The 22,961-nt window shown below is 51.2% G+C and carries 11 protein-coding genes, 1 tRNA gene and 1 pseudogene; 11 read left to right on the top strand and 2 right to left on the bottom strand.

Going from position 1 to position 22,961, the window contains the following annotated elements; all coding sequences use genetic code 11:
* Nucleotides 1–41: 41 nt before the first annotated feature.
* A pseudogene (locus ACQKE4_RS17610) lies at nt 42–1,989 on the top strand (ligand-gated channel protein).
* 145 nt (nt 1,990–2,134) lie between these two features.
* On the opposite strand, the gene ACQKE4_RS17605 reads toward ACQKE4_RS17610, so the two are convergent.
* Nucleotides 2,135–4,321: a TonB-dependent receptor domain-containing protein gene (locus ACQKE4_RS17605; protein ID WP_427389588.1), complete on the bottom strand. Its 2,187-nt coding sequence runs from the start codon at nt 4,319–4,321 to the stop codon at nt 2,135–2,137.
* Between the two features lie 253 nt (nt 4,322–4,574).
* On the opposite strand from ACQKE4_RS17605, the gene ACQKE4_RS17600 reads away from it, so the two are divergent.
* The 5 genes from ACQKE4_RS17600 to ACQKE4_RS17580 all read left to right on the top strand — a co-directional run bounded on the left by ACQKE4_RS17600 (nt 4,575) and on the right by ACQKE4_RS17580 (nt 10,445).
* Nucleotides 4,575–5,501, top strand: coding sequence for an ABC transporter substrate-binding protein (locus ACQKE4_RS17600; protein ID WP_427389587.1), 927 nt, complete (start codon nt 4,575–4,577; stop codon nt 5,499–5,501).
* 77 nt (nt 5,502–5,578) lie between these two features.
* Nucleotides 5,579–6,523 carry a FecCD family ABC transporter permease gene (locus ACQKE4_RS17595; RefSeq protein WP_427389596.1) on the top strand — a complete coding sequence of 315 codons (945 nt, stop codon included), beginning with the start codon at nt 5,579–5,581 and terminating at the stop codon, nt 6,521–6,523.
* An 8-nt stretch (nt 6,524–6,531) separates the two neighbouring features.
* Entirely contained in the window at nt 6,532–7,659 is a 1,128-nt protein-coding gene (locus ACQKE4_RS17590; RefSeq protein WP_427389586.1) for a FecCD family ABC transporter permease, read from the top strand.
* A 74-nt stretch (nt 7,660–7,733) separates the two neighbouring features.
* On the top strand, nt 7,734–8,495 hold the full coding sequence (locus ACQKE4_RS17585) for an ABC transporter ATP-binding protein (RefSeq protein ID WP_427389595.1): 762 nt from the start codon (nt 7,734–7,736) through the stop codon (nt 8,493–8,495).
* Between the two features lie 141 nt (nt 8,496–8,636).
* Complete coding sequence (locus ACQKE4_RS17580; RefSeq protein WP_427389585.1) at nt 8,637–10,445, top strand: ABC transporter ATP-binding protein; 1,809 nt, start codon at nt 8,637–8,639, stop codon at nt 10,443–10,445.
* A 3-nt stretch (nt 10,446–10,448) separates the two neighbouring features.
* Here ACQKE4_RS17580 and ACQKE4_RS17575 read toward each other — a convergent pair whose 3' ends face one another.
* Complete coding sequence (locus ACQKE4_RS17575) at nt 10,449–11,039, bottom strand: hypothetical protein (protein ID WP_427389584.1); 591 nt, start codon at nt 11,037–11,039, stop codon at nt 10,449–10,451.
* Nucleotides 11,040–11,198: 159 nt separating this feature from the next.
* Here ACQKE4_RS17575 and ACQKE4_RS17570 point away from each other — a divergent pair.
* From ACQKE4_RS17570 to ACQKE4_RS17550, 5 genes are all read left to right on the top strand, one after another.
* A tRNA-Ile gene (locus tag ACQKE4_RS17570) sits at nt 11,199–11,275 on the top strand.
* 234 nt (nt 11,276–11,509) lie between these two features.
* Nucleotides 11,510–14,452, top strand: coding sequence for an SNF2-related protein (locus ACQKE4_RS17565; protein ID WP_427389583.1), 2,943 nt, complete (start codon nt 11,510–11,512; stop codon nt 14,450–14,452).
* A gap of 34 nt (nt 14,453–14,486) precedes the next feature.
* The gene (locus ACQKE4_RS17560; protein ID WP_427389582.1) at nt 14,487–17,807 is read left to right on the top strand and encodes a site-specific DNA-methyltransferase; all 3,321 of its coding nucleotides are present in this window, start codon (nt 14,487–14,489) and stop codon (nt 17,805–17,807) included.
* Complete coding sequence (locus tag ACQKE4_RS17555) at nt 17,807–18,883, top strand: virulence RhuM family protein (protein ID WP_427389581.1); 1,077 nt, start codon at nt 17,807–17,809, stop codon at nt 18,881–18,883. Before ACQKE4_RS17560 ends, ACQKE4_RS17555 begins: the two co-directional genes overlap by 1 nt.
* 80 nt (nt 18,884–18,963) lie before the next feature.
* Nucleotides 18,964–22,233 (top strand): DEAD/DEAH box helicase family protein, encoded by a 3,270-nt coding sequence (locus ACQKE4_RS17550; RefSeq protein ID WP_427389580.1) that lies wholly within the window; start codon nt 18,964–18,966, stop codon nt 22,231–22,233.
* Nucleotides 22,234–22,961 lie beyond the last annotated feature (728 nt).

Genomic DNA, 22,961 nt, shown 5'->3' with positions numbered 1-22,961 from the left:
TTTAATAGAGCGGTTGCTCTCTCACCATGAAGGACATTGTCATGTCACCCTGTTTGCGTCGTACGCTGCTGGCTAGCACGATTTCTGCGCTTGCTAGTAGCACTCTGTGGGCACAAGAAACGCCTCGTTTAGACGATATGGTCGTAACTGCTTCAGGTTTTGAGCAGCAAATCACCAATGCACCGGCTTCCATCAGCGTGGTTTCCCGTGAACAGCTAGAGCGCGGCCATTATCAAAATATCACCGATGCGCTGCGCGATGTTCCCGGTGTGATAGTGACCGGTGGTGGTGCGGGGGATAACGGTCAAGACATTAGCATTCGCGGTATGCCTTCCCAGTACACGCTGATTTTGGTGGATGGTCGCCCACAAAATTCTCGTGAGTCTCGCCCCAATGGTAGCGCCGGATTTGAGCAAGATTGGCTTCCACCGCTACAGGCAATAGAACGCATTGAAGTGGTGCGTGGACCCATGTCGACGCTCTATGGCTCCGATGCGATTGGTGGCGTCATTAATGTGATTACCCGCAAAGTGGCCCAGCAGTGGCACGGTAATGTTCAGCTCGATACGGTGCTGCAAGAAAGCAGTGATTCCGGCGACAGTCGCCAAGCTAATTTTTACCTTAGTGGTCCCTTAGTGGGGGACAGGTTAGGGCTTCAGCTATATGGGCGTATGTCTCAGCGCGATGAGGACAACATACTTAACGGTTACGAAGACAAGAGCTTGCAAAGCCTTACCGCACGATTCAGTCTTGCCGCCTCAGATAACCACGACTTCACTGCTGAAGCCGGTATTACCGAGCAAGATCGCCAATCGTTGATGGGCCGCTCGGCGCCTGCAGAAGGCTGTCGAGGCGGTTGCGCCGATAGCTTTAACGACTATACCCATCGGCACGTTGCCCTGACGCATAGTGGGCGCTTTGATATCGGCACCACCGAAAGCTTTCTTCAGCGTGAAACCAGTGAGAATCCATCCCAGGATATCGAAATTAACAATACTACCGCCAAAACCAGCCTAGTAATGCCTCTGGGAGCACATATGGTGACGGTTGGGGCTAGCTATGAAAGAGAGGCGTTAGAAGACAACACCACTAATACGATTTCGTCCCGTACTGAGATTGAGAATAGCCAATGGGCCCTGTTTGCTGAAAATGAATGGCTGCTGACGAATACCTGGGCGTTAACTGGCGGCATACGTTTGGATGATGATGATAACTTCGGTAGTCATATTAGCCCACGGCTGTATAGCGTGTGGAATATGACGCCGGACTGGACGCTGAAAGGTGGCGTCTCCACTGGCTATCGTTCGCCCAATCTACGTGAGATGACTGCCGATTGGGGGCAAACCAGCCGCGGCGGCGATGTTTACGGCAATCCTGACTTGCAACCAGAAACCTCGCTCAACAAAGAGCTAGCACTCCTTTACGCAAATGACGCTGGTTTTAGCGGTAGCGTGACGGTATTCCACAATGACTTTAAAGACAAAATCACCCGTATCGCCTGCCCTGAAGGGGTGTGTGCTGAGGGCGCTAACCAGTTTGGCAGTGATCCTACCTATCGCATCAATATCGATGAGGCGGTCACCCAGGGGGCAGAGATCAGCTTGTCTGCGCCGCTTAGCGATGCTGTGGAGCTATACCTTTACAGATAGCGAGCAAAAAAGTGGAGAGTATGCAGGTGAGCCGCTAACCCAACTACCACGTCACCAGGTGTCGGCATCGTTAGATTGGCAAGTATCTTCCAGGCTGAGACAGTGGACCAAAATGACTTATCGAGGCGAGGAGAGCCAACCGACGACAGGTCCTTCGAGCAGCGCCATTGTAGCCCCGTCTTACACCTTTGTAGATGCAGGTATCGGCTACCAATTAAATGAGACAACCCAGCTGAATGCGGGCATCTACAACCTATTTGATGAAGATATTGACTACGATGAGTATGGCTATGTAGAAGATGGCCGTCGTGTTTGGTTAGGCTTGAACGTCTCCTTCTAAAACGCCAGAGCTAATATTATTCGGGCAAATTAGCGAAGCGGCTATCCAGTGATAGCCGTTTTTTTTGTAAAAAAAGCCCCAACGCATGGCCGGGGCAGAAGATAAGCATCGAAACAGTCAGTGGAACGTGGTGAGTTAGAACAGATTAGAACTCATAAGTTGCAGATACCCAGAAACTGCGCCCATCAAGGGCGACGCCATCAGTGGAGCGACCTGTTTGGGTGAAGTTGTAGGCGCGCAGCGTTTCGCCGTTATGCTCAAACGTATCGGAGCTGGAGAAATCTTTATCAAACAGGTTATAGATCGTGCCGGTTAAGCGGACGTTGTCGGAGACTAGATAGGAGCTACGCAGGTTGAAACGCTCATAGCCATCCAACTTGTTGCCGAGCTGCTCATAGAGTGACAAGGTTTCGCCTGATGTGGGGAGGCCAGCAGCAAAGCGCTCACGGGAAGAGTAGTACTCGCCTTCCAACGTCGTATTCCAGCGCTCATTGATCGCCCAGGTAAGGTCAGCCGTTAGCTTGTGGTTTGGCACATTGGTAAGCACCATGCCTTCGTTTTCGCCGGAGGTAATTTCCGTATCGGTATAGGTGTAACCGCCGCGGATAGACCATGCAGGGGCAATTTGATAGCTAGTGTTTAGCTCTATGCCACGTGTTTCCGCACGGTCAATGTTGGTTAACTGGCTGAAGCTCTCCTGCTGAGTAAAGTTGCCCACACTCAAGCAATTGCTTAATCCCGCATTAGGAGTATTACCATTACTATCAATAAACTGACAGTTGGCTAGGTCGTCGGCATTGGCAATGCGGTCTTTAAACTGATTAAAGAACGCTGTGGCGCCTAGCGAGAAGCCCGCTAAGTTATCGTAAATAGCCCCCAACTCGTAATTCGTGCTCTTCTCTGGCTCAAGATCCGGTGAGCCGATAGTGATGGACTGGCCCTGGGCGGTGAAGCCATTTACGCCATCGTGTAAGTCATTAAGCGAGGGTGTTTTATAGCCTTGGCTAATGCCACCTTTCAGAGTCCAATTATTATTGGCACTCCATACCAAGTAGCCGCGTGGGCTGAAGTGGCCGCCAAAGGCATCGTGGTGTTCGTAACGGCCACCTAAGGTGAGTGCTAAGTCATCGCGTAAGTACCATTCGTCTTCTGCAAACAGCGCCCAGCTATTTTGCTCAAACGATTCGGAACCTGCTGCGCCATCCTCAAGCGTGGAATCAATATACTGACCACCCACAGTGACCATATGGTCGCCTAACGGCGCGACAAACTTACTATCAACCACGATGTCGCGGTTCTCAAGCAGGCGCGCTTCGCCGCCTTCTGCTTCATAACCGAAATCAGGCGCACTGCCCGCAGGCAAGGTGCGACCAAAGGTTTCAGTGGTGTTATGGGTCACACTGCTTTCCCACGTGCCCGTTGAGAGTTGCGCAGTGTGGCCAACCGCGACTTGGTCACGGTTGAAGCGCAGCTCATCTTCATAGCCGAATACACGCGCCGGTGTGTCCAGGTTGCCCAGGCGACCATCGCTGTTATCGTAGGTTTGGCGCGAGCGTTCAAGATCCAACCAGAATTCGTTCGTATCATCAGGCGTTACATTCAGACGCCCACCAATAGAGTAAATGCGCGCTTCAGAAGGGCGCGGGTCGCGGCCAGAGCCATTCTCAATCATGCGTTCGGAGCTATCGCGGTCAAATAAACGCCCCCGTAATTGAAGGCCAACGGTGTCTTCTACCAATGGGCCAGAGGTGTAGAGGTTAATGGCGGAACTATTGCCTGCATCACGATCTTCTTGGAAGGTGTTTTCAACAGATACCGAGCCTGCCCAAGCATCGCTCACGCGGCGGGTAATGATGTTAACTACCCCGCCCATGGCGTCAGAGCCATACAGCGTGGACATTGGCCCACGAATAACCTCAATACGTTCAATAGCGGAAAGAGGGGGAATAAAACTGGTGGAAGTTTCACCAAAGCCGTTAGGGGTCACGTCACCTGAAGCATTTTGACGACGCCCATCGATCAAAATGAGCGTGTATGCGCTTGGCATGCCACGGATCGAAATATTTAGCCCGCCGGTTTTACCGGTGCCAGAACGTACATCAACCCCTGGTACATCGGCAATCGCCTCAGCGATATTCGAAAACTGCTTCTGTTCAAGCTCCTCCCGTGTCACCACTGAAATACTGGCTGGCGCGCTATTCAGCGACTGCTCATAGCCTGCCGCCGTGACGACCATATTACTAAGTTGGCTGTTTTCCTGTGCATGGACGGCCGCTGACGCGACGGCAAAAGTAACAGCGCTGGCGAGAGCAGTTCGAGTGAAGCGCGGCATAACGATCCCCTTGGTGACGATATTAATTATCTAATGATATTGATTATCAAGTGCGTTGAGGATTCTATGAAAAAAAGTTCCAGAAAACGAGCGGGCCATAAGGAACGTACCGTTGCTAATTGCGCAACCCACAAAAAGAGAGGAGGGATTTAAAAGCTGTTGCATATAGTGGAACGCAGCGTTCGATGTAATTTTGATGCATATGGTTTTGAGAATCATTACTATTTTGGCATCTTTTTATGGAGGGTGACTCATGCTGCAAACAGTTCTGCGCAACAGCCTAGTGGGAATACTGCTGAGCGGCCTAGCGATGGGGATCGCACAAGCACGTACCCTCGAGACAGCCTTTGGCGAAGTTGACGTGGAAGGTACGCCAGAACGTGTCGTGACCCTATATGAAGGCGCATTGGATGCGGCAGTAGCGGCAGGCGTGAACCCGCTGGGTGCGGTTACCACGCGTGGCGGCGATAACGTCGCCACTTATATCGAAGCTCATTTAGGAGATAACCGGCCTGCGATAATGGGGGTAGTGCGCGAGATTAATATCGAAGCCGTTTTAGTGCAGCAGCCGGATCTGATTTTGGCACCCGCACAGTTGTCCGATGAGCAGTATCAACTGCTTTCCCGCATTGCCCCCACCATTGTACCGCCGACTCAGCCGCTTGCAGCGGATAACTGGAAAGATGAAGCGCGCCTTTATGGCGAAGCGCTGAACCGCCAAGAGGCGATTGCAGAGGCCATTGCAGCCGTGGAACAGCGTGCCGCAGAAATGGCAGAGGCCGTGGAGACAGCTGGCGTTGGCGGCACTACTTTCCTGGTTCGTTGGATGCCCGGTGGCCCAATGGTCATGTCACAAAACCTATTTTCATCAGGTCTATTAGCCCAAGCTGGTTTAGATGTTCAGGATGGCGGATTGGTCGGCGAGCGAGGCGTGCATAGCGATGTGCTTAGCCTGGAGAATCTTTCTCAAGTGGATGGCGATTGGCTGTTCCTGGCAACGCTAAACGAAGATGGACAAGCAGCGCTGGAGGCGGCCAAGCAAAGTAACGCTTTCACGCGCCTGAACGTCGTGCAGCAAGAGCGCGTTGTGCCGGTGGATGGGCAACTATGGACAAGCGCCAATGGCCCGCTTGCTGCGCAAGCTATTCTGAATGATATAGAGGCAGCGCTATTGCCGTGACGGTTCCGTATTCTGTAACGACTCGCATCAGGCGTGTTCACCCACGCACGTTACTATTGTTACTGTTCACCGCCTTAATGGCGGTGAGCTTCGTTAGCTTATTAATAGGGGCGGGCAGCATTGGCCCTGGCCGGGCGCTGTCATTACTTTTCGGCGCCCAGGACAGCGAAGCGCAGTTTATCGTTTGGGAACTGCGCGCACCACGCACCTTAATCGGCGTTGTGGTGGGGATGGCGCTAGGGGTGGCGGGTGCGCTACTGCAAGCCGTGGCGCGCAACCCATTGGCCGAACCGGGCCTGTTAGGTGTTAGTGCGGGCGCTGCGTTTGCCGTAGCGCTGGCGTTAGTGCTTGGCGCTAGCGCGGCCACCCTGCGTATTTCAGTTGCACAGTTAGGTGCATTGGTGGGCTGCGTGTGCGTATTGAGCGTGGCGCGCTTTCGCGGTGTAGGCAATGACCCTATTCGGCTTGTGCTCGCTGGGGCTGCGTTTTCTGGTCTGCTCGCTTCATTAACCTCGCTGATACTGCTTTACGACCAGCGCGCTGCCGATGAAATACGCTTCTGGGTGATTGGTAGTTTGGCGGGGCGTCGCTTAGACGATCTGCTTGCCGTGCTGCCCAGTATGCTGGTCGCAGCATTTATTGTTGTGCTGATTGCTCGCCCCTTAGCCGCGCTGGCCTTAGGCGAGCGGGTTGCTTCAGGGCTTGGCCATCACCCCAACCTTATTCGTTGGCTGGTGGTGGCCTGCGTGGCGCTATTCGTCGGGGCTGCCACAGCTATTGCGGGACCGATTGCCTTTGTCGGGCTGGTGGTGCCGTTTGTTGCCCGAGCCTTTGCCGGGCCTGATATTCGCCGCACGCTGCTGTTTTGCCTACCCATTGGGCCGCTGATCGTACTCGCCGCCGATATCATCTCGCGGGTGGTGGTCGCTCCTTCAGAGTTACCGCTGGGCGTACTCACTGCGCTATGCGGTGCACCTGTATTAATAGCGGTCGTGCGCGCGCGCCGCCTACCGATGTTATGAGTTGGCTCATGAAAACCACATCGATTAAACCCTCAGCTATGCCTTTCTCTCCTACGACCCGAGCGGTTTCGGGTGAAAACAACACCGTCTCGCCGCCTCCAGGGTACTGGCGGTTAGCCTGGCAAAATCAGCAAGGCGCGAGCAGCGTACTGTTTGAACAGCGTGCGGTGGTGGTCAACCTGGGGCTATTTAGCGCGCTACTGCTGGCCAGCGTTATTTATCTCAGTTTGGGCAGCGTTAAAGTCGCCCCCGCAGCGGTGCTCCAAGCGCTGTTTGGCAATGCGGACATGATGGCGAGTTTTGTGGTGCAAGAACTACGCTTGCCACGTTTGGCCGCCGCCTGCTTCACTGGGGCCGCTTTTGCATTGGCGGGTATTTTAATGCAAACGTTAGCCCGCAATCGCTTGGCAACACCCGGTATTATTGGCATTGATAATGGCGCGACGGCGTTTGCCGTGGCATCCATCGTAGGCATGGGCATTTCTATTGCGCCGCCTGCCATGGCATTGGCAGGGGCGACCACGGCAGCAGTGCTTACCTTTGGTTTAGCAGCGGGCAGCGGCACCCAGGGCTACCGTTTTATCGTCGCAGGAATTGGTGTGGGCGCGGTATTTGGCGCGGTGACTCAACTGCTCCTTGCCCGGGTAGCGATTGATACTGCCAACGCCGCTTACCCGTGGACTGTGGGTTCGTTAAATGCCCGGCCCAGTGGCGCGCTACAGCTACTGATGCTTGGGTTAGCGTTAGGCCTGGCCACCGCACTGGCGCTGGCCCGCTCATTAACGCTGTTACGTTTTAAAGATGCCACCGCGAGCGGTTTAGGGGTTAACGTCAAACGACGCCGACTGGAAGTACTGCTGCTTTCGGTTGCGCTGACGGGGTTGGCGGTCGCTGTTGCTGGGCCGGTCGGCATGGTGGGGCTAATTGGCCCGGAAATTGCCCGGTCGCTGTCGAGTTCACGGGGCGTGCCTATCATGGCGGCAACGCTTGCTGGGGCATTGGTGATGGTGCTCGCTGACTTAGCCGGGCGTACGCTGCTCGCTCCCATCGAGATTCCGGTGGGTATTGTTACGGCAGTGGTGGGTGGCCCCTGGCTACTTTGGATATTAATGCGCCCGCAACGGAGCTTCACATGAGCCAGTCCCCAACGTCGCCAATGAGCGCTGAAACTAACGCTCAACTACCGACACTTGCTACGCAATCGTTAGGCATGAGTTATGGCACCCGGCAGGTGATTGATGGCTTGGATATCAGCCTGCCCAGCGGGCAAGTCACCGCTATTGTCGGCCCCAACGGCTGCGGGAAATCAACGCTGTTGGCTGGGCTTGCGCGGTTACATAAACCTGACAGTGGGGCGGTACTGCTGAACGGCGACGATATTCAGCGCCTTCCCACACGCCAGTTGGCGACCCAGCTGGCGCTATTGCCCCAAGAAGCCGTCGCGCCGGAAGGCTTAACCGTTACCGAGCTGATCCGCTTTGGCCGCCAGCCCCACCAAGGTTGGCTGCGCCAGTGGTCAGCGGAGGACCAGCGCGTGGTACAGCACGCACTGGCCGCAGCAGGGTTAGAGCAACTCGCCGATCGGCCAATTGACGCCCTTTCTGGTGGTCAGCGACAGCGCGCCTGGATTGCCATGACCATTGCCCAGCAAACCCCGCTACTACTGCTGGATGAGCCCACCTCAGCGCTGGATTTAGGCCATCAGATTGAAGTGTTCGAACTGGTTAAGCACCTTGCTCATCACGGTCGCACCGTGGTGATGGTATTGCATGATCTTGCCAGCGCCTGCCGCTACGCTGACCATCTTATCGCTATGCGCGAAGGTCAGATTGTCGCGGAAGGTCCGCCTGCCACGGTGGTCACTCCCGATTTAGTACGCACGCTTTATCAAGTTGAGTGTACGCTATTAACTGACCCCGATACCGGCAGTCCATTGCTTGCCAATGTGCGGCGTTCGCCCATGCCCGTTTGATAGGCAAGACTTAGCCTATTGCCGAACGATAGATGTTCTGTTGATGATGAACTGCTGCTAGTGAAGGCAGGGCGATTTCATTACTCTGTCCTTCTAATCTAATGCTAATTCAGCCTATAACAACCCCAGTAAGGAATGCTTGTGTCCTCTCCTGCACACAGTTTTCAAGCCTTGGTGCGGCTACTGCGCTACGCCAAAGGCTATCGGCGGCGCATTATTGCCGCGACTACCTGTTCGGTTATCAACAAGCTGTTTGATATTGCGCCCGAGATTTTGATTGGTGTTGCCATCGACGTGGTGGTCAATCAGGAAAATAGCTTTGTGGCGCGGCTGGGGTTTGAGTCTCCTCAAGAGCAGATCACCATTTTGGCGGTACTGACGTTCTTTATTTGGGCAGGCGAGTCGCTGTTTGAGTATCTGTTTCAAATTCTATGGCGCAACTTAGCCCAGCGGCTGCAGGCCGATATGCGCCAAGATACCTACGAGCACGCCCAGCGGTTGGATATGGCGTTCTTTGAATCGAAAAGCTCCGGCCAGCTTGTGGCTACCATGAACGACGACGTCAATCAGCTTGAACGCTTTTTAGATGGCGGTGCCAACGCGCTGATTCAGGTATTTGTCACCGTGGTGGCGGTTGGCGCGGTGTTCTTCGTGCTTTCGCCGCTGATTGCGCTACTGGCGTTTACACCGATTCCGCTGATTATTTGGGGCGCGTTCTTCTTCCAGCGCAAAGCCGGGCCACTTTATAGCGATGTGCGCGAGAAGGTGGGTGATCTGGCCAGCCGGTTAACTAATAACCTGAGCGGCATCGCCACGATTAAAAGCTTTACCAGCGAAAACCGCGAAGCCGAACGCCTGCGCGATGCCAGCGAAGCTTACGTAGAAGCTAACCGCCGAGCGATTAAGGTTAGCTCCGCGTTTATTCCGGTCATCCGCATGGCGATTTTGGCAGGCTTTTTGGCCACCTTTACCGTCGGCGGCATGATGGCGCTGAACGGGACCTTAAACGTCGGTGCTTATGGCGTACTGGTATTTCTGACCCAGCGTCTGCTCTGGCCGCTCACTGGCTTGGCCCAGGTAATCGACCTGTTTGAGCGTGCCATGGCCAGCACGCGGCGGATCCTCGATCTGCTTGAAGTGCCGATTACCGTCAAAGATGACAGCGCCACACTGCTTGCACAGCCAGTGCGGGGTGAAGTCACCTTTGAAGATATAAGTTTTCACTACGCAACGAGCCACGTCGGTGTCGATGGTATCCACCTAGACGTGCCGGCAGGTGCGACCTTAGCGCTGGTAGGGGCGACGGGGTCGGGTAAATCCACCCTGATCAAGCTGCTGCTGCGCTTTTATGACCCGGAACGCGGGCGAGTGCTTATTGATGGGCAGCCGATTACTAACATAAGCATGAACTCGCTACGTCAGTCGATTGGTTTAGTCAGTCAGGATGTTTATCTATTTGAAGGCAGCATTCGTGACAATATCGCCTATGGCAAGCCTGATGCAGACGAAGCCGCGATCATCGACGCCGCCAAAACTGCCGAAGCGTGGAGCTTTATTGAAACACTGCCTCAGGGGCTCGATACCGCTGTTGGAGAGCGCGGAGTGCTGCTTTCCGGTGGTCAGCGTCAACGGCTCTCATTGGCGAGGGCACTGCTCAAAGACCCGCCCATTCTCGTGCTGGATGAAGCCACTAGCGCGGTCGATAACGAAACCGAAGCGGCCATTCAGCGCTCGCTTAAACGCATCGCCCATGGCCGCACGGTGATTATGATTGCCCATCGGCTTTCTACCATTGTGCACGCCGATGAGATCGTGGTGATTGAGAAAGGCCAGGTGGCTGAACGAGGCAGCCACACAAGCCTATTGGCTGTTAACGGCCATTACGCCGCCCAGTGGCGAGTACAAACCGGCGAGGCCCTGGCGGGGGATGTAGAAGTACTCACTAACTAATCGTTAACGGTTAACCAGCAGCGCATTTAAGGTGACGGGCACATGCTCGTCAATCTCCTGATAGCCCAGCATCGACAGCACGGTTCTTACCGTGCTGTTTGCCATCAGTGCTCTGCCATCCATCGCCATGGGCTCCGCGTGGGTCACGCGGATCTCGTTCAAGCCTTCGCGGGTAAAGCGCAGCGGCACGGACTCCTGCTGATTGATCATGTCGGACTGAACGCGAAATTCCAGCGTCTCAACCAGTGACTGGCCAATATCTAAGTTATCCAATCGCTCGGGTGACATTTGAGCGACAAGCGTCACCAAGGTGGTATTCGCCAACAAGCCTATCCACGGCGGCAGCTCGCCAAACCGCTCAAGTACGTCGGTTTGGCTAAGCTTTAACGGCAGACGCAGCGTGCCATCGCTGGAGATATCGCCCTGCAGATCGCGCACCTGATGATGGTGAGTTTGTGGTGCCTCACCGTTCAACTGAGTAATCGATGCCTGCACCCGGGACTGGCCAGGGTCAAGCTGCCAGTCAGCTGAAACTGGTAGCGCCAACAATAAGGGAAAAAGAGCAATTAATGCTTTCAAAGCGCGTCTCCGCATAAAGAACTGTTCATAAGACCAAGACAATAAGGCCAGGAGCTACCCACAAGACCCCTCGGGTTGAAATAAGTGCCACAAAATAAAGCCACAATGACATTAAGATAGCGCAAGGGGGGCTAGCCTCACACCGCTACATTCGCTATGATATGCACGCTTTTCGGGCCTATAGCTCAGTTGGTTAGAGCAGGGGACTCATAATCCCTTGGTCGTAGGTTCAAGTCCTACTGGGCCCACCACTTCTATATTTGCTTAATTCAAAAAGCAGGGGATTATAAGTCCCTTGGTCTGCGGGTAACGTATTTCCCCCTCGTTTTATTCTCCTGTTTGTCATTTTACGAAAGTTTAAAGGCTGATCCCCATTGGCTAGCGTGTATGATATGTGTCTTTCATCAGCCGTTTACAATATGGGGAACAAGCCCTCTTGAGGCTACAGGTGTCATCGTTATCAACCCGTGGCTAGGCTAGGTGCAATGCAAACGTTAATCACTGCTTACCACGCCAAGTATTACGCCCACGAACTAACTCGACGTCACGGGGCGGATGGTGTCGATCGTCTATCTCAATCGCTATTTGATGCCAGCGTAGACCTGAACCCTCACCAGATCGAAGCGGCGCTATTTGCCATGCGCAACCCACTACAGCAAGGCGTTCTGCTGGCTGATGAGGTGGGCCTTGGTAAAACGATTGAAGCGGCGCTGGTGATATGCCAGTTGTGGGCTGAGCGCCGTCGAAAGCTACTGATCATTGCGCCTGCCAGCTTACGCAAGCAATGGGCACAGGAGCTCTTAGATAAATTTGCGGTTCCTACTACCGTGCTGGATGCCATCGCGCTCCGTAAACAGTCAGCTGGTAGCGCCCTGCAAACCTTGCAACACCTAGCTGGCAAGACCGTCATCATCATGTCTTACCAGTTTGCTGCTCGGCTAGAAGCTGAGCTGCGGGCTATCTCTTGGGATATTGTTGTAATCGATGAGGCGCATAAGCTGCGTAACGCTCATCGCCAAAGCAACCGAACTGGGCAAGCACTGCGCCGTGGCCTGGAAGGCCGTAAGAAGCTATTGCTCACTGCGACGCCGCTTCAAAACTCCTTGATGGAGATTTACGGGCTTTCCACCTTGATTGATGGACATCTGTTTGGTGATGAAAAGTCCTTTCGCAAGCAATACGTGAATAATCCTGATGGGCTGGAGGAGCTACGCGGTCGGCTGGCTGATTTTACTCAACGTACCTTACGTAAAGATGTATTGGAGTACATTCAGTACACAGCACGGCGGGCAATAACGCAGCCTTTCAACCCCACTGACGCCGAGCAGGTTCTTTACGAGCGAGTTTCTGCCTTTTTGTTGCGCGAGGAATCTTTTGCCCTCCCCAAACGCCAGCGCCACCTAACAGGGCTGATACTACGCAAGCTGCTTGCCTCAAGTACCCCAGCTATTGTCGGTACTCTTGTCACTATCTGCGCACGCTTGGAACAGTTACTGGTAGATGAAGCCGCAGCCGATAAGATCAATCTTTTGGAACAGTGGGTAGAAGAGGATGATCTTGAAACCGATTACCTGGAAGAACAAGAACTGGAGCAAAGTGCAGGCGCTGAAATAGCCAATCAGGGCTATCTTCCCGCACTGCAGCAGGAACTGAAAACAACCGAGCAAAAGTCCCAGGCTATTCGCGAAGAAATAAATGAGCTAAACGGTATCATCACGCTGGCCCAGGGCCTACAAACTGACACCAAAGCCAAATCATTGCTCACAGCGCTGCAGTTGGGTTTTGCCAATATGACTGAGCTGGGGGCTCCCCGCAAAGCCATTATTTTTACTGAGTCAAAGCGTACTCAGGGTTATCTTTACCAATTTTTGGCCGCCAATGGCTATGATGGCAAGCTGGCCATGTTCAGTGGGACTAATAACCACCCAGACACCACGGTCATTTATCAGCAATGGTTAGCAGATTATCAGGGCACAGATAGAGTAACCGGTTCTCCGCAGGTAGATCGACGCACTGCTCTAATTGATCATTTTCGTAAAGACGATGGCACCGGTGCTGACATCATGATCGCCACAGAAGCTGCTGCTGAAGGGGTCAACCTGCAATTTTGTGCGCTGTTGATTAATTATGATTTGCCATGGAACCCGCAGCGAATAGAACAGCGAATTGGTCGTTGCCATCGCTACGGGCAAAAATACGACGTAGTGGTTATCAACTTCCTGAATACGCGTAATCAGGCTGATCAGCGGGTATTGGAGCTGCTATCTGAAAAGCTGCACCTGTTCTCAGGGGTGTTCGGGGCTTCGGATGAAGTGCTAGGACGCATAGAAAGCGGCATAGACTTTGAAAAACGTATTCTCTCTATCTACGAGACCTGCCGCCACCCAGATGACATTGAACTAGCCTTCAACGCCTTGCAGGAGGAGCTAGAAGAAGCGATCAATGACCGGATCAAGGACACTCAAAGCCAACTGTTAGAGAATTTTGACGCAGATGTCCACGACCGGCTCAAGCTCCGACTAGATGAAGCTGAAGCACGTCTTGATAAACTGGGCCGCTGGTTCTGGGGGGTGACTCGCTACGCGTTAGAAAAATATGTGCGCTTTGATCATGCTTCCTATGCATTTGCTTTACAGAAAACTCCGGCAGGCATGAGTTCTCACATTACACCAGGCCGATATCAGTTGATTCGAGGCGCAGCTCAGCCTGACATGCTCGCTCACGCTTATCGGCTTAGCCACCCATTGGGTGAGTGGGCACAGGAAAGTAGTTTGAGCGCAAAAACCCCTCAAGCCAAAATCACTTTTGATTACAGTGCTCACAACAGCAAAATAAGCCAGGTCGAAAAATTAGTGGGCAAGACCGGTTGGTTGCGTCTGGACAGATTACAGGTCACTGCATTTGAAACGACCGAAACCTTGCTGTTTTCTGGTCTCACTGACGATGGACAGTCACTCGACCAGGAAGTGTGCGAAAAGCTGATGGCAGTTGAAGCCCAGGGCAAGCCGCAAGTGCTGGATGATAAGCCTCCAGCTCAGCTTGTCGCTAACAGCGAACGCCATATTAATGCTGCTGTTGCCGATATTTTCGAAGCCAATCAGCGCTTGTTTAATGAAGAGCGCGACAAGCTGGAAAAGTGGGCCGAAGACAAACTATTGGCAGCAGAAGAAGCGCTGAAAAACACCAAGGCGCGTATCGCACAACTCAAGCGAGATGCCCGCAAGGCTTCAACACTGCAGGAGCAGTCGGATATTCAACAGGAAATCGCCTCATTAGAAAGACAGCAGCGCCGCCAGCGTCGGGATATCTTTGCTGTGGAAGACGAAATCATAGAGCAGCGCGATCAACTTATTGACTCCTTGCAGCAACGTCTGCAGGAAACAACCGAAACAGAGACGCTTTTCACCCTGCGCTGGCAAGTCGTATGACATTGCAGGGATATAACTTTTAAGGTTTGAGAACATGAATGAATCAAATAGTCCAAAATTTCAAGAGCTTGTCACTAAGCTGCGCGAAATTTTTCAGATTGATCAGCCAGAGTTAGATTTTGGTATTTACCGGATTCTCAATGCGCGCGCTGATGAGATCAATGAATACCTAGAAAAGCGTTTACCAAAAAAAGTGCAGTCAGCCCTGAGCAGTGGCAGCAATGTTCAGCGTGAGCAGATCACTCGTGAATTGAAAGAAAAAGAAGAGCAGTACACCGCCGACGGACTTGACCCTGACAATGTACCCAAAGTGCAGGAGCTGCGTCAGAAGCTGGCTGAATACAGCGCTGGGGCTTTTGAGCACGAAAACGCTGTCTTTTCTCACTTACTGACCTTTTTTTCCCGCTACTACGACAATGGTGATTTTATCAGCCAGCGCCGTTACAAGGGTGATACCTACGCCATTCCTTATTCTGGCGAAGAGGTCATGCTGCACTGGGCCAATAAAGACCAGTACTACACCAAGAGCGGTGAAAATTTTGCCAACTACAGCTTTAAGCTGGACGATGGGCGTACCGTTCACTTCCGTCTAGTGTCTGCCGATACCGCTAAAGACAACCGTAAAGACAATGATAAAGAGCGTCGCTTCGCACTCATTCACCCAAAGACGGTCATTCGAACCGATGAGCAAGGTGAAGAGTACGAGGAAGCGCTAACCCCGGTTGAGGAAGTGGTTGGCGAAGAGGGCACAGAGCTGACTATCCGCTTTGAGTATGCACCTCAGCCTAAAGGTACAAAACAGGATGCGCTCGTTAAACAAGCGGTCGACGGTGTATTAAAGGACGAAGCGGTTAAGGCTCGCTGGCTAGACTTGAGCAATCGTGCGCCTACCGAGAAGAACCCTCAGCGTACTTTGTTAGAAAAATACCTAACTGATTACACCGCTAAAAATAACGCCGATTACTTTATTCATAAGAATCTAGGTGGTTTTCTGCGCCGCGAGCTAGACTTCTATATTAAAAACGAAGTGATGCATCTGGACGATGTGCAGAATGCAGGCGCCTTTGCCGATATCGAAAAGAACCTACGCATGATTCAGTGCCTGCGTACCATTGCCCTGGAGCTAATCGGTTTCCTTGCCCAGTTAGAAGACTTTCAGAAGAAGCTATGGTTAAAGAAGAAGTTTGTGGTTTCGAGCCATTACTGCATCACGCTGGATCGAGTGCCAGAAGAGCTATACCCAGCGATTGCTAACAATGAAAGGCAATGGGGGCAGTGGCATGATTTAGGTATGTGTAAAAGTCTTGAGCCGGGCACTGTTGAAGACCTGAAGGTTAATCCTTACCTGATGGTGGATACCGCATTGTACGATGCGAAGTTTCGTGCCGATCTTATGAATGCGATCCCCGACCTAGATGGCAGCCCCGATGGGCTGATGGTGCATAGTGACAATTTCCAGGCGTTAACGCTCTTAGGCGAACGTTATTCGGAAAAGGTTCGCTGCGTCTACATTGACCCCCCTTACAATACGGCTAGTAACTCGATTCCTTACAAGAATTCTTTTAAGCATTCAGCTTGGGCGACGATGATGGATAATCGTGTGGCAAAGCTTAAGCCGCTAATGCCGGAAAACGGGGCCATCTTCGTCAGCATCGACAAGCATGAGCGCCAAAATTTAGATCATATTCTCAGTAATAATTTCGGTGAAGATAATCACATCGAAGAGCTTATCTGGGCAATGAACACTAATAACAGCCAAGCGCCTAACTACTCGACTAATCACGAATATGTTCTAGTTTACGCAAAAAACCGGCAAGTGGCTGAACAAGATAAATCCATGTTTCGTGAGCCAAAACCGGGCTATGCAGAAATGATGGAGCTAATAGCACGGCTAAATCCAAGTTATCCACCAATATCCGAAATCGAAGAAGAAATTAAAAAGCTGTTTGAGCAGCATCAAATAGAATACCGCGCCTTTGTCGCTGATCAAGGTTTGGAATGGGATAATGAAAAAGGGAATGATCCTTGGAAAGGGCTATACAACTACCGCCGTGCTGAATATCGCGATAAATTCGGAAAATTGGTGACAGAAGCCGAAGCCGAGGACGTTGGTGCAAAGATTTGGATATGGCAGGAAGGCGACCTTTCTATGCCTGCAAGCAAGCAATCTCCAACAGTTCATGACAAAAACCATTTAAATTACCGTTGGTATAAGCCTGTCCATCCGAATAAAGGTTTGCCTACTCCACACCCCAAGAGTGGTTGGAAAGTGGCTTTCAAACATGATCCTGAGAACCCAGGGAAACGCAGCTTCAAGGCTCTGGATGAGGACGGGCGGATTGCATGGGGAGAAGATGAAAAAAAAGTGCCGCGTATCAAACGAATGCTGCATGAAGTTGAGACCAATGTAGGTAAAAGTGTTTTCACAGACTACTCAGACGGCGAAAAGCAAACACACAATCTATTTAATCGATCTGGCGTTTTTCTTGCTCCTAAGCATGCTAATTTCGTTAGCCGATTCGTTTTGCACTCCACTGATAAAGATAGTGTTGTTCTCGACTGTTTTGGTGGGTCCGGTAGTACCGCGCACGCCACGGCGACAGCTAACCGCCTTGATGGTGGAAAGCGTAAATATATTACAGTTGAGCAGGGTGATTACTTTAATACCATTATCAAGCCGCGTATGCAGAAGGTTGCCTACTCTGCTGATTGGCGTCTTGGTAAGCCGACGACTCCTGAAACGGGTATCTCGCATTGTTTCAAAGTCCTCAAGCTCGAAAGCTACGAAGACACTCTGAATAATCTCCAGCTACGCCGTGAGGTTAAACAGAACCAAACGCTAGACGCTCTCGACCAGGCTGCAAAAGATGACTATCTGCTTCACTACATGCTGGATGTAGAAAGCCGAGGTTCACTGCTATCGGTTGAGGACTTCAACAAGCCTTTCGACTATGCCATGAATATCGCCACTGACTCTGCTGGTGCTTATGAGCGTACTAAAGTCGACTTGGTTGAAACCTTTAACTACCTGATTGGCTTGCGCATCAAGCATATCGATGCCCAGCCAGAACGCGGTTTTGTGACGGTGACTGGTACCTTGCCAAGTGGTGAAAGCTGTCTAGTGCTCTGGCGTGATTGTGAATTACTGAATTACGAAGGCGTTAGCCGCTTGTGCAACAGGCTGGCTATAAACCCAGCCGATAATGAATTCGATGTGGTCTATATCAACGGCGACCACAACATCCCCACTGTACTAACGCAGACAGCCGAAGAAGGCGGCGCTACGCGGGTGCTAAAGCTGCGCCAAATTGAGTCAGAGTTTTTGGAGCGCATGTTCTCCATGGAGGATGTGTGATGGCCACTGGCAAAGATAAAGGTAGCAAGCAAAATTCAACCGACTTGATTCGATCATCGGCGGCGGAGTACCTCACTTTTGTGGCCGCCAGCGGTAAGGGGGGAGTGGAGGCTATATACGCCGACGAAAGTATCTGGTTGACCCAGAAAATGATGGGCGTGCTCTATGATGTAGAAACTCACACTATTAACTACCACCTGAAAAAGATTTTTTCAGACAGTGAATTACAGGAAGAGGCAGTTATTCGAAAATTTCGAGTAACTGCCGCCGACGGTAAGGCCTATAACACCCAGCACTACAGTTTGAGTGCCGTTATTGCCGTGGGTTACAAGGTCAATTCAGAGCGTGCGGTGCAGTTCCGTAAGTGGGCCACTACTATCATCGAGGAGTTCACCATCAAGGGCTTCACGATGGATGACGAACGCCTCAAAAGTGGCGGGTCCATCCTCAGTGATCAGTATTTTGAAGAGCAACTACAGCGCATTCGCGAGATTCGTCTCTCGGAGCGTAAGTTCTACCAGAAAATTACCGATCTATACGTCACCGCTATTGATTACGATATGACGGCGCAAGCGACTAAGCGTTTCTTTGCTACCGTACAGAATAAGCTGCATTGGGCTATTCACGGCCAGACCGCAGCAGAAGTTGTTTACCACCGTGCCGATGCCTCTAAGGAGTACATGGGGCTTACTACTTGGAAAGATGCGCCGCAGGGAAAAATACATAAATTTGATGTCAGTGTAGCCAAAAACTACCTGACCCAGCATGAAATGGCCCAGTTGGAACGGCTGGTGGCCGCCTACCTAGATGTGGCCGAAGACATGGCGCTACGCAAGATCCCTATGACCATGCAGGATTGGGAAACTCGCCTCAATCGGTTTATTGAGGTGACCGACCGAGAAGTCTTGCAGGATGCAGGTAAGGTAACGGCTGTGATTGCAAAGGCTCATGCCGAAAGTGAGTTTGAGAAATACCGCGTCATTCAAGATAGGTTGTTTGAAAGCGATTTTGACCGGCTGCTGAAGCAAGGTGGAGTCGTCCCTAATGCAGGTAACCATCAGGGGGAGGCGGAGTGAGTAAAAAGAATCAGAAACGCAGCTTTCACCAGGCGTTGGTTCTTAACCGCTGGATGCTAACGTTTTTCAACATCGAAAAATTGGCAGATTTAAAACAGCGCCTTGGTGAAGACCGGCATGAAGGCATCGACGAGGATGGTCAGAGCAAGTTCTTTCATGAGCTGATGCACGGCTTGTTCAACCCTAACTTGGTTGCGGAGACGGACCTACGCCGCTACGACCTGAATATTGTCCGTTGTTGGCAAGAGATCACAGCCGAGCGTAATAAGCTGGAAGGTCATGAGCTGCAGATGAAGTACTTTCAGTACCTATCGCTGTTATTCACTGAAATCTACATGGACTGGTATTTCAATAAGCGGCAAATCTTACTCAATGGTTTAAATGAAGAGATGGCCCGCTATCGTGATGAAATAGGCGCAGAACCTTTTCGCGATTTTGTCGCTGATGATCTGAACAAGGTGGCGTTCTGGAACGCCACAGGCAGCGGCAAGACCCTACTGCTTCATGTCAACATAAAGCAGTACCTTCATTATTATCAAGCAGGGCACTCGGACAGTCATCCGGACACAATTGTTTTGCTGACACCAAATGAGGGGCTATCGCGGCAGCATTTGGATGAGTTGAAGTTGTCGGGCTTTGCAGCACAGCATTTTAACAACAATCAAACGCTAAAGTACCCTGGGATGGTTGAAGTCATCGACATCAACAAACTAGGTGATACTAAGGGTGACAAGACTGTTGCTGTAGAAGCGTTTGAGGGGAATAACCTAGTGTTGGTCGACGAAGGGCATCGGGGAACTGGTAAAGATGCCACGGCGTGGATGCGGCGTAGGAATGCGTTGATACAAGGCGGTTTTGCCTTTGAGTATTCCGCCACTTTCGGTCAAGCGGTTGCAAAAGGCTATACCGTGGAAATGGCGGAGCTGGAAACGCAGAAAAAGCGTGCCAAGATGCTGTTCGGCACTAGCAGCCTGAAAAAGCTGGATGAAACTCAACTGGCAGAGCTGACGCTATCTCTAGAGGATAAGCGCCTTGCCCGAGTGACAGCCACTCGCGAAATCTACGCCAAGTGTATTCTGTTTGATTACTCCTATAAGTTTTTCTATGAAGACGGTTACGGTAAAGAGTCGCTGATTCTCAATATGAATGGCGATGCCTACGAGCAGGGAGATAATGCGGCTAAGTACTTCACTGCCTGTTTGCTGGCTTTTTATCAGCAGTTATGGCTGTGGAGCACCCATCGCGAAAAACTGAACGATTTCAACATTGAAAAACCACTCTGGGTGTTTGTAGGCAATACGGTATCCGGGGAAGATTCAGACATATTGGAGGTTGTTAGCTTCCTAGCAGATTTCTTGAACAATGATGCTCAAATCAAGACATGGTTGGCTGACCTGATCGCTGATAGGTCGCAGATATTAGATGCTAAAGGCAACAATATTTTCAAAGGTCGCTTTACACCGTTGATGAGCTTCACTGATAACGTAGATGCACTTTATGCAGATATTTTACAGCGAGTGTTCAACGCACCCGCCAAGCAGCGACTTAAGCTGGTCAATATAAAAAGCAGCAAAGGTGAGTTAGCACTGCGCGTAGGAGATGCTGAACCATTCGGTCTGATAAATATCGGGGATGAAGGCAAGTTATTCGGTCAGGCAGAAGATAAAGAAACATTCGACAGTGAGCGCGATGATTTTGGCGGCGCGTTGTTCGGCACGCTAAACGATAAGAGTAGCCAGCTTAACGTGCTGATCGGCTCACGCAAATTTACCGAAGGCTGGAGCAGTTGGCGGGTCTCGACTATGGGACTGCTGAATATGGGGCAGGGTGAAGGCTCACAGATTATTCAGTTGTTTGGTCGTGGTGTACGCCTGAAAGGTAAGGGTTTTTCTCTCAAACGAACCACGCCACAGGAGCGGCCCAAAGGCGTGCATCTAGATAAGCTGGAAACGCTCAATATTTTTGGCGTGCGCGCCAGTTATATGGCGGCCTTTAAAGACTATCTGCGTGAAGAGGGCATCACGCCCAGTGATGAGATTTTAGAGCTAGATTTCCCCACGCGGGCTAACTTACCGGCTGGAAAGCTGAAAACACTGGCCCTTAAGGATGGCTACAAGGATAACCAGAAAAGAGGGTTCAAGCGTACTCACTTTCCCTGGCTATATGAGATACCGGATGAATTTGAAGGCAAGATCAAAACGCCTCAAATCATGCTCGACTTATATCCGCGTGTGGAGGCGCTCAGTACCCAGCGAAATGCATCGCAAAGCAAAGGGCTTCAGGGGGCCAAAGAAGACCGGAACAAGGAAAAGCTAAATACTGACTATTTTTCAGTTTTTGACTGGGATCGGATCTACTTGGCATTGCAGGATTACAAGATTCAGCGCAGCTGGAGCAACCTACGCTTGGATCGCCAAAAGCTGATCGATTTCTGCTCAGGCTCGGATGAATGGTACACCCTGTACATTCCCGCTGCCGAACTAAAAGTGCGCAGTTTTAGTGATATTCGCAAGCAGGAAGACATCCTGATTCGGCTACTAATCGATTATACCGAGCGCTTTTATAATGCATTAAAGAAAGGGTATGAAGGCCAGTTCTACGATATTACCCATATCGATGAAGACCACGGATCGATGCTTAAGCTTTACCAATTCGAAATTGATAATAACGATGACGGGGAAGAGTATCTGAAAAAGCTTGAAGCGCTGAAGCAGCTTGTCACTGACGGTAAAATAGGTGAGGCAAGCCAATGGTCAGCCCCGAATATGGTAGCCATAAGCTTTGACCGACATTTGTATTATCCCCTCCTGGCGCTTGAAGATAAGGATGCAGTGCCTCTTAAGCTCCGACCACTTGGCTTTGATGCGCCCAGTGAATGGGAGTTTGTGCGCGACCTTGAAGCCTTCTGTAGCTCAGCTGCAGGAAAAGAAGCTATCGGGCACCGAAGCCTGTATTTGTTGCGCAATGCCGATAGCGAGAAAAAAGGCCTTGGTTTTGCCTTGGCAGGTAATTTCTACCCGGATTTTCTGCTGTGGCTAGTGGACGATGCAACCAATCAGCAATGGTTGACGTTTGTCGATCCAAAAGGTTTGCGCAATCTAGACCTTAATCATCCCAAGCTTGGGCTATACAAAGAAGTGAAAACCCTGGAGTCAACATTAGCTGCTCAGGCTAAACCTGGCGAACCACCATTAACCTTGAATGCCTTCGTGCTGTCGCCAACGAAATTTTCTGACTTGCTTAACGTGGGCGATCCGACACAGAAGACAGAGTTAGAGAACAGGCATGTACTGTTTATGGAAGAAGGTGGAAGTAGCTACTTGAAGAAGATGTTTGACCGCATTAGCTAGATAATGCTGCTAGGGGGTTACGTTATACAAAGCTAGGTCGAGAGAGGGGGCTATCAACCCTGATAGCCCTCGCCTGATTGGTGTGCATATTCTTTCTTCCGTCGATAAAGGTAAATAATCCGAGCGCAGCTGCTATTACCTTGTTGGTCCCACGCCTTTGCCCACAAAAGCCGACGTGGTTTCTTAGCATTACCTTTGAAGGCACAAGGGTTGTATCGCCATTTTTCCAGATTATTGGGCAAGGGTCAGCACTTTGGTGCCGTCCGAGTATTGCAGAATCTAGAGAATTTTCAGCGGGATCGAAAGCGTGGAATGCCAATCGGCCGAATTATTTGCCAAGCGAGTGGTGACATGCTGAGTTTGCTTGTGATCGGCTCACAAGTAAGAGGTATGCTGTAGATAATATGCGGCGCTTTAATTTTTTATTTAACTTGTAAGTAATTGATTTTAATTTATTAAAATAAGGTTTTATAATTTCTGATGTCGTGTTTTTGTATTTTTAGGTCTGAAGGTATAGAGTAAAATCCGTTATTATCCAGCTGCTGGAGGCGTTACATGACTACTCAAACGCTTGAGTCCCGCATTCGTGAAAAAATTCGCAAAAGTCGGCGAATGGTATTTCTACGTGATGATTGCGTATTCCGCCCTATCGTGACCGCCCATTCCGTTTGAACGTGACCGTCTGTTCTGGATGATGGTGACCGCGCATTCCGTTTTATCGTGACCGA

The sequence above is a fragment of the Halomonas sp. NPDC076908 genome, from assembly GCF_050269715.1.
In the GTDB taxonomy this organism is placed as follows: Bacteria; Pseudomonadota; Gammaproteobacteria; order Pseudomonadales; family Halomonadaceae; genus Vreelandella.
Note: the sequence above shows the minus strand (reverse complement) of the source record. Positions and strands in the feature narration are given on the sequence as shown.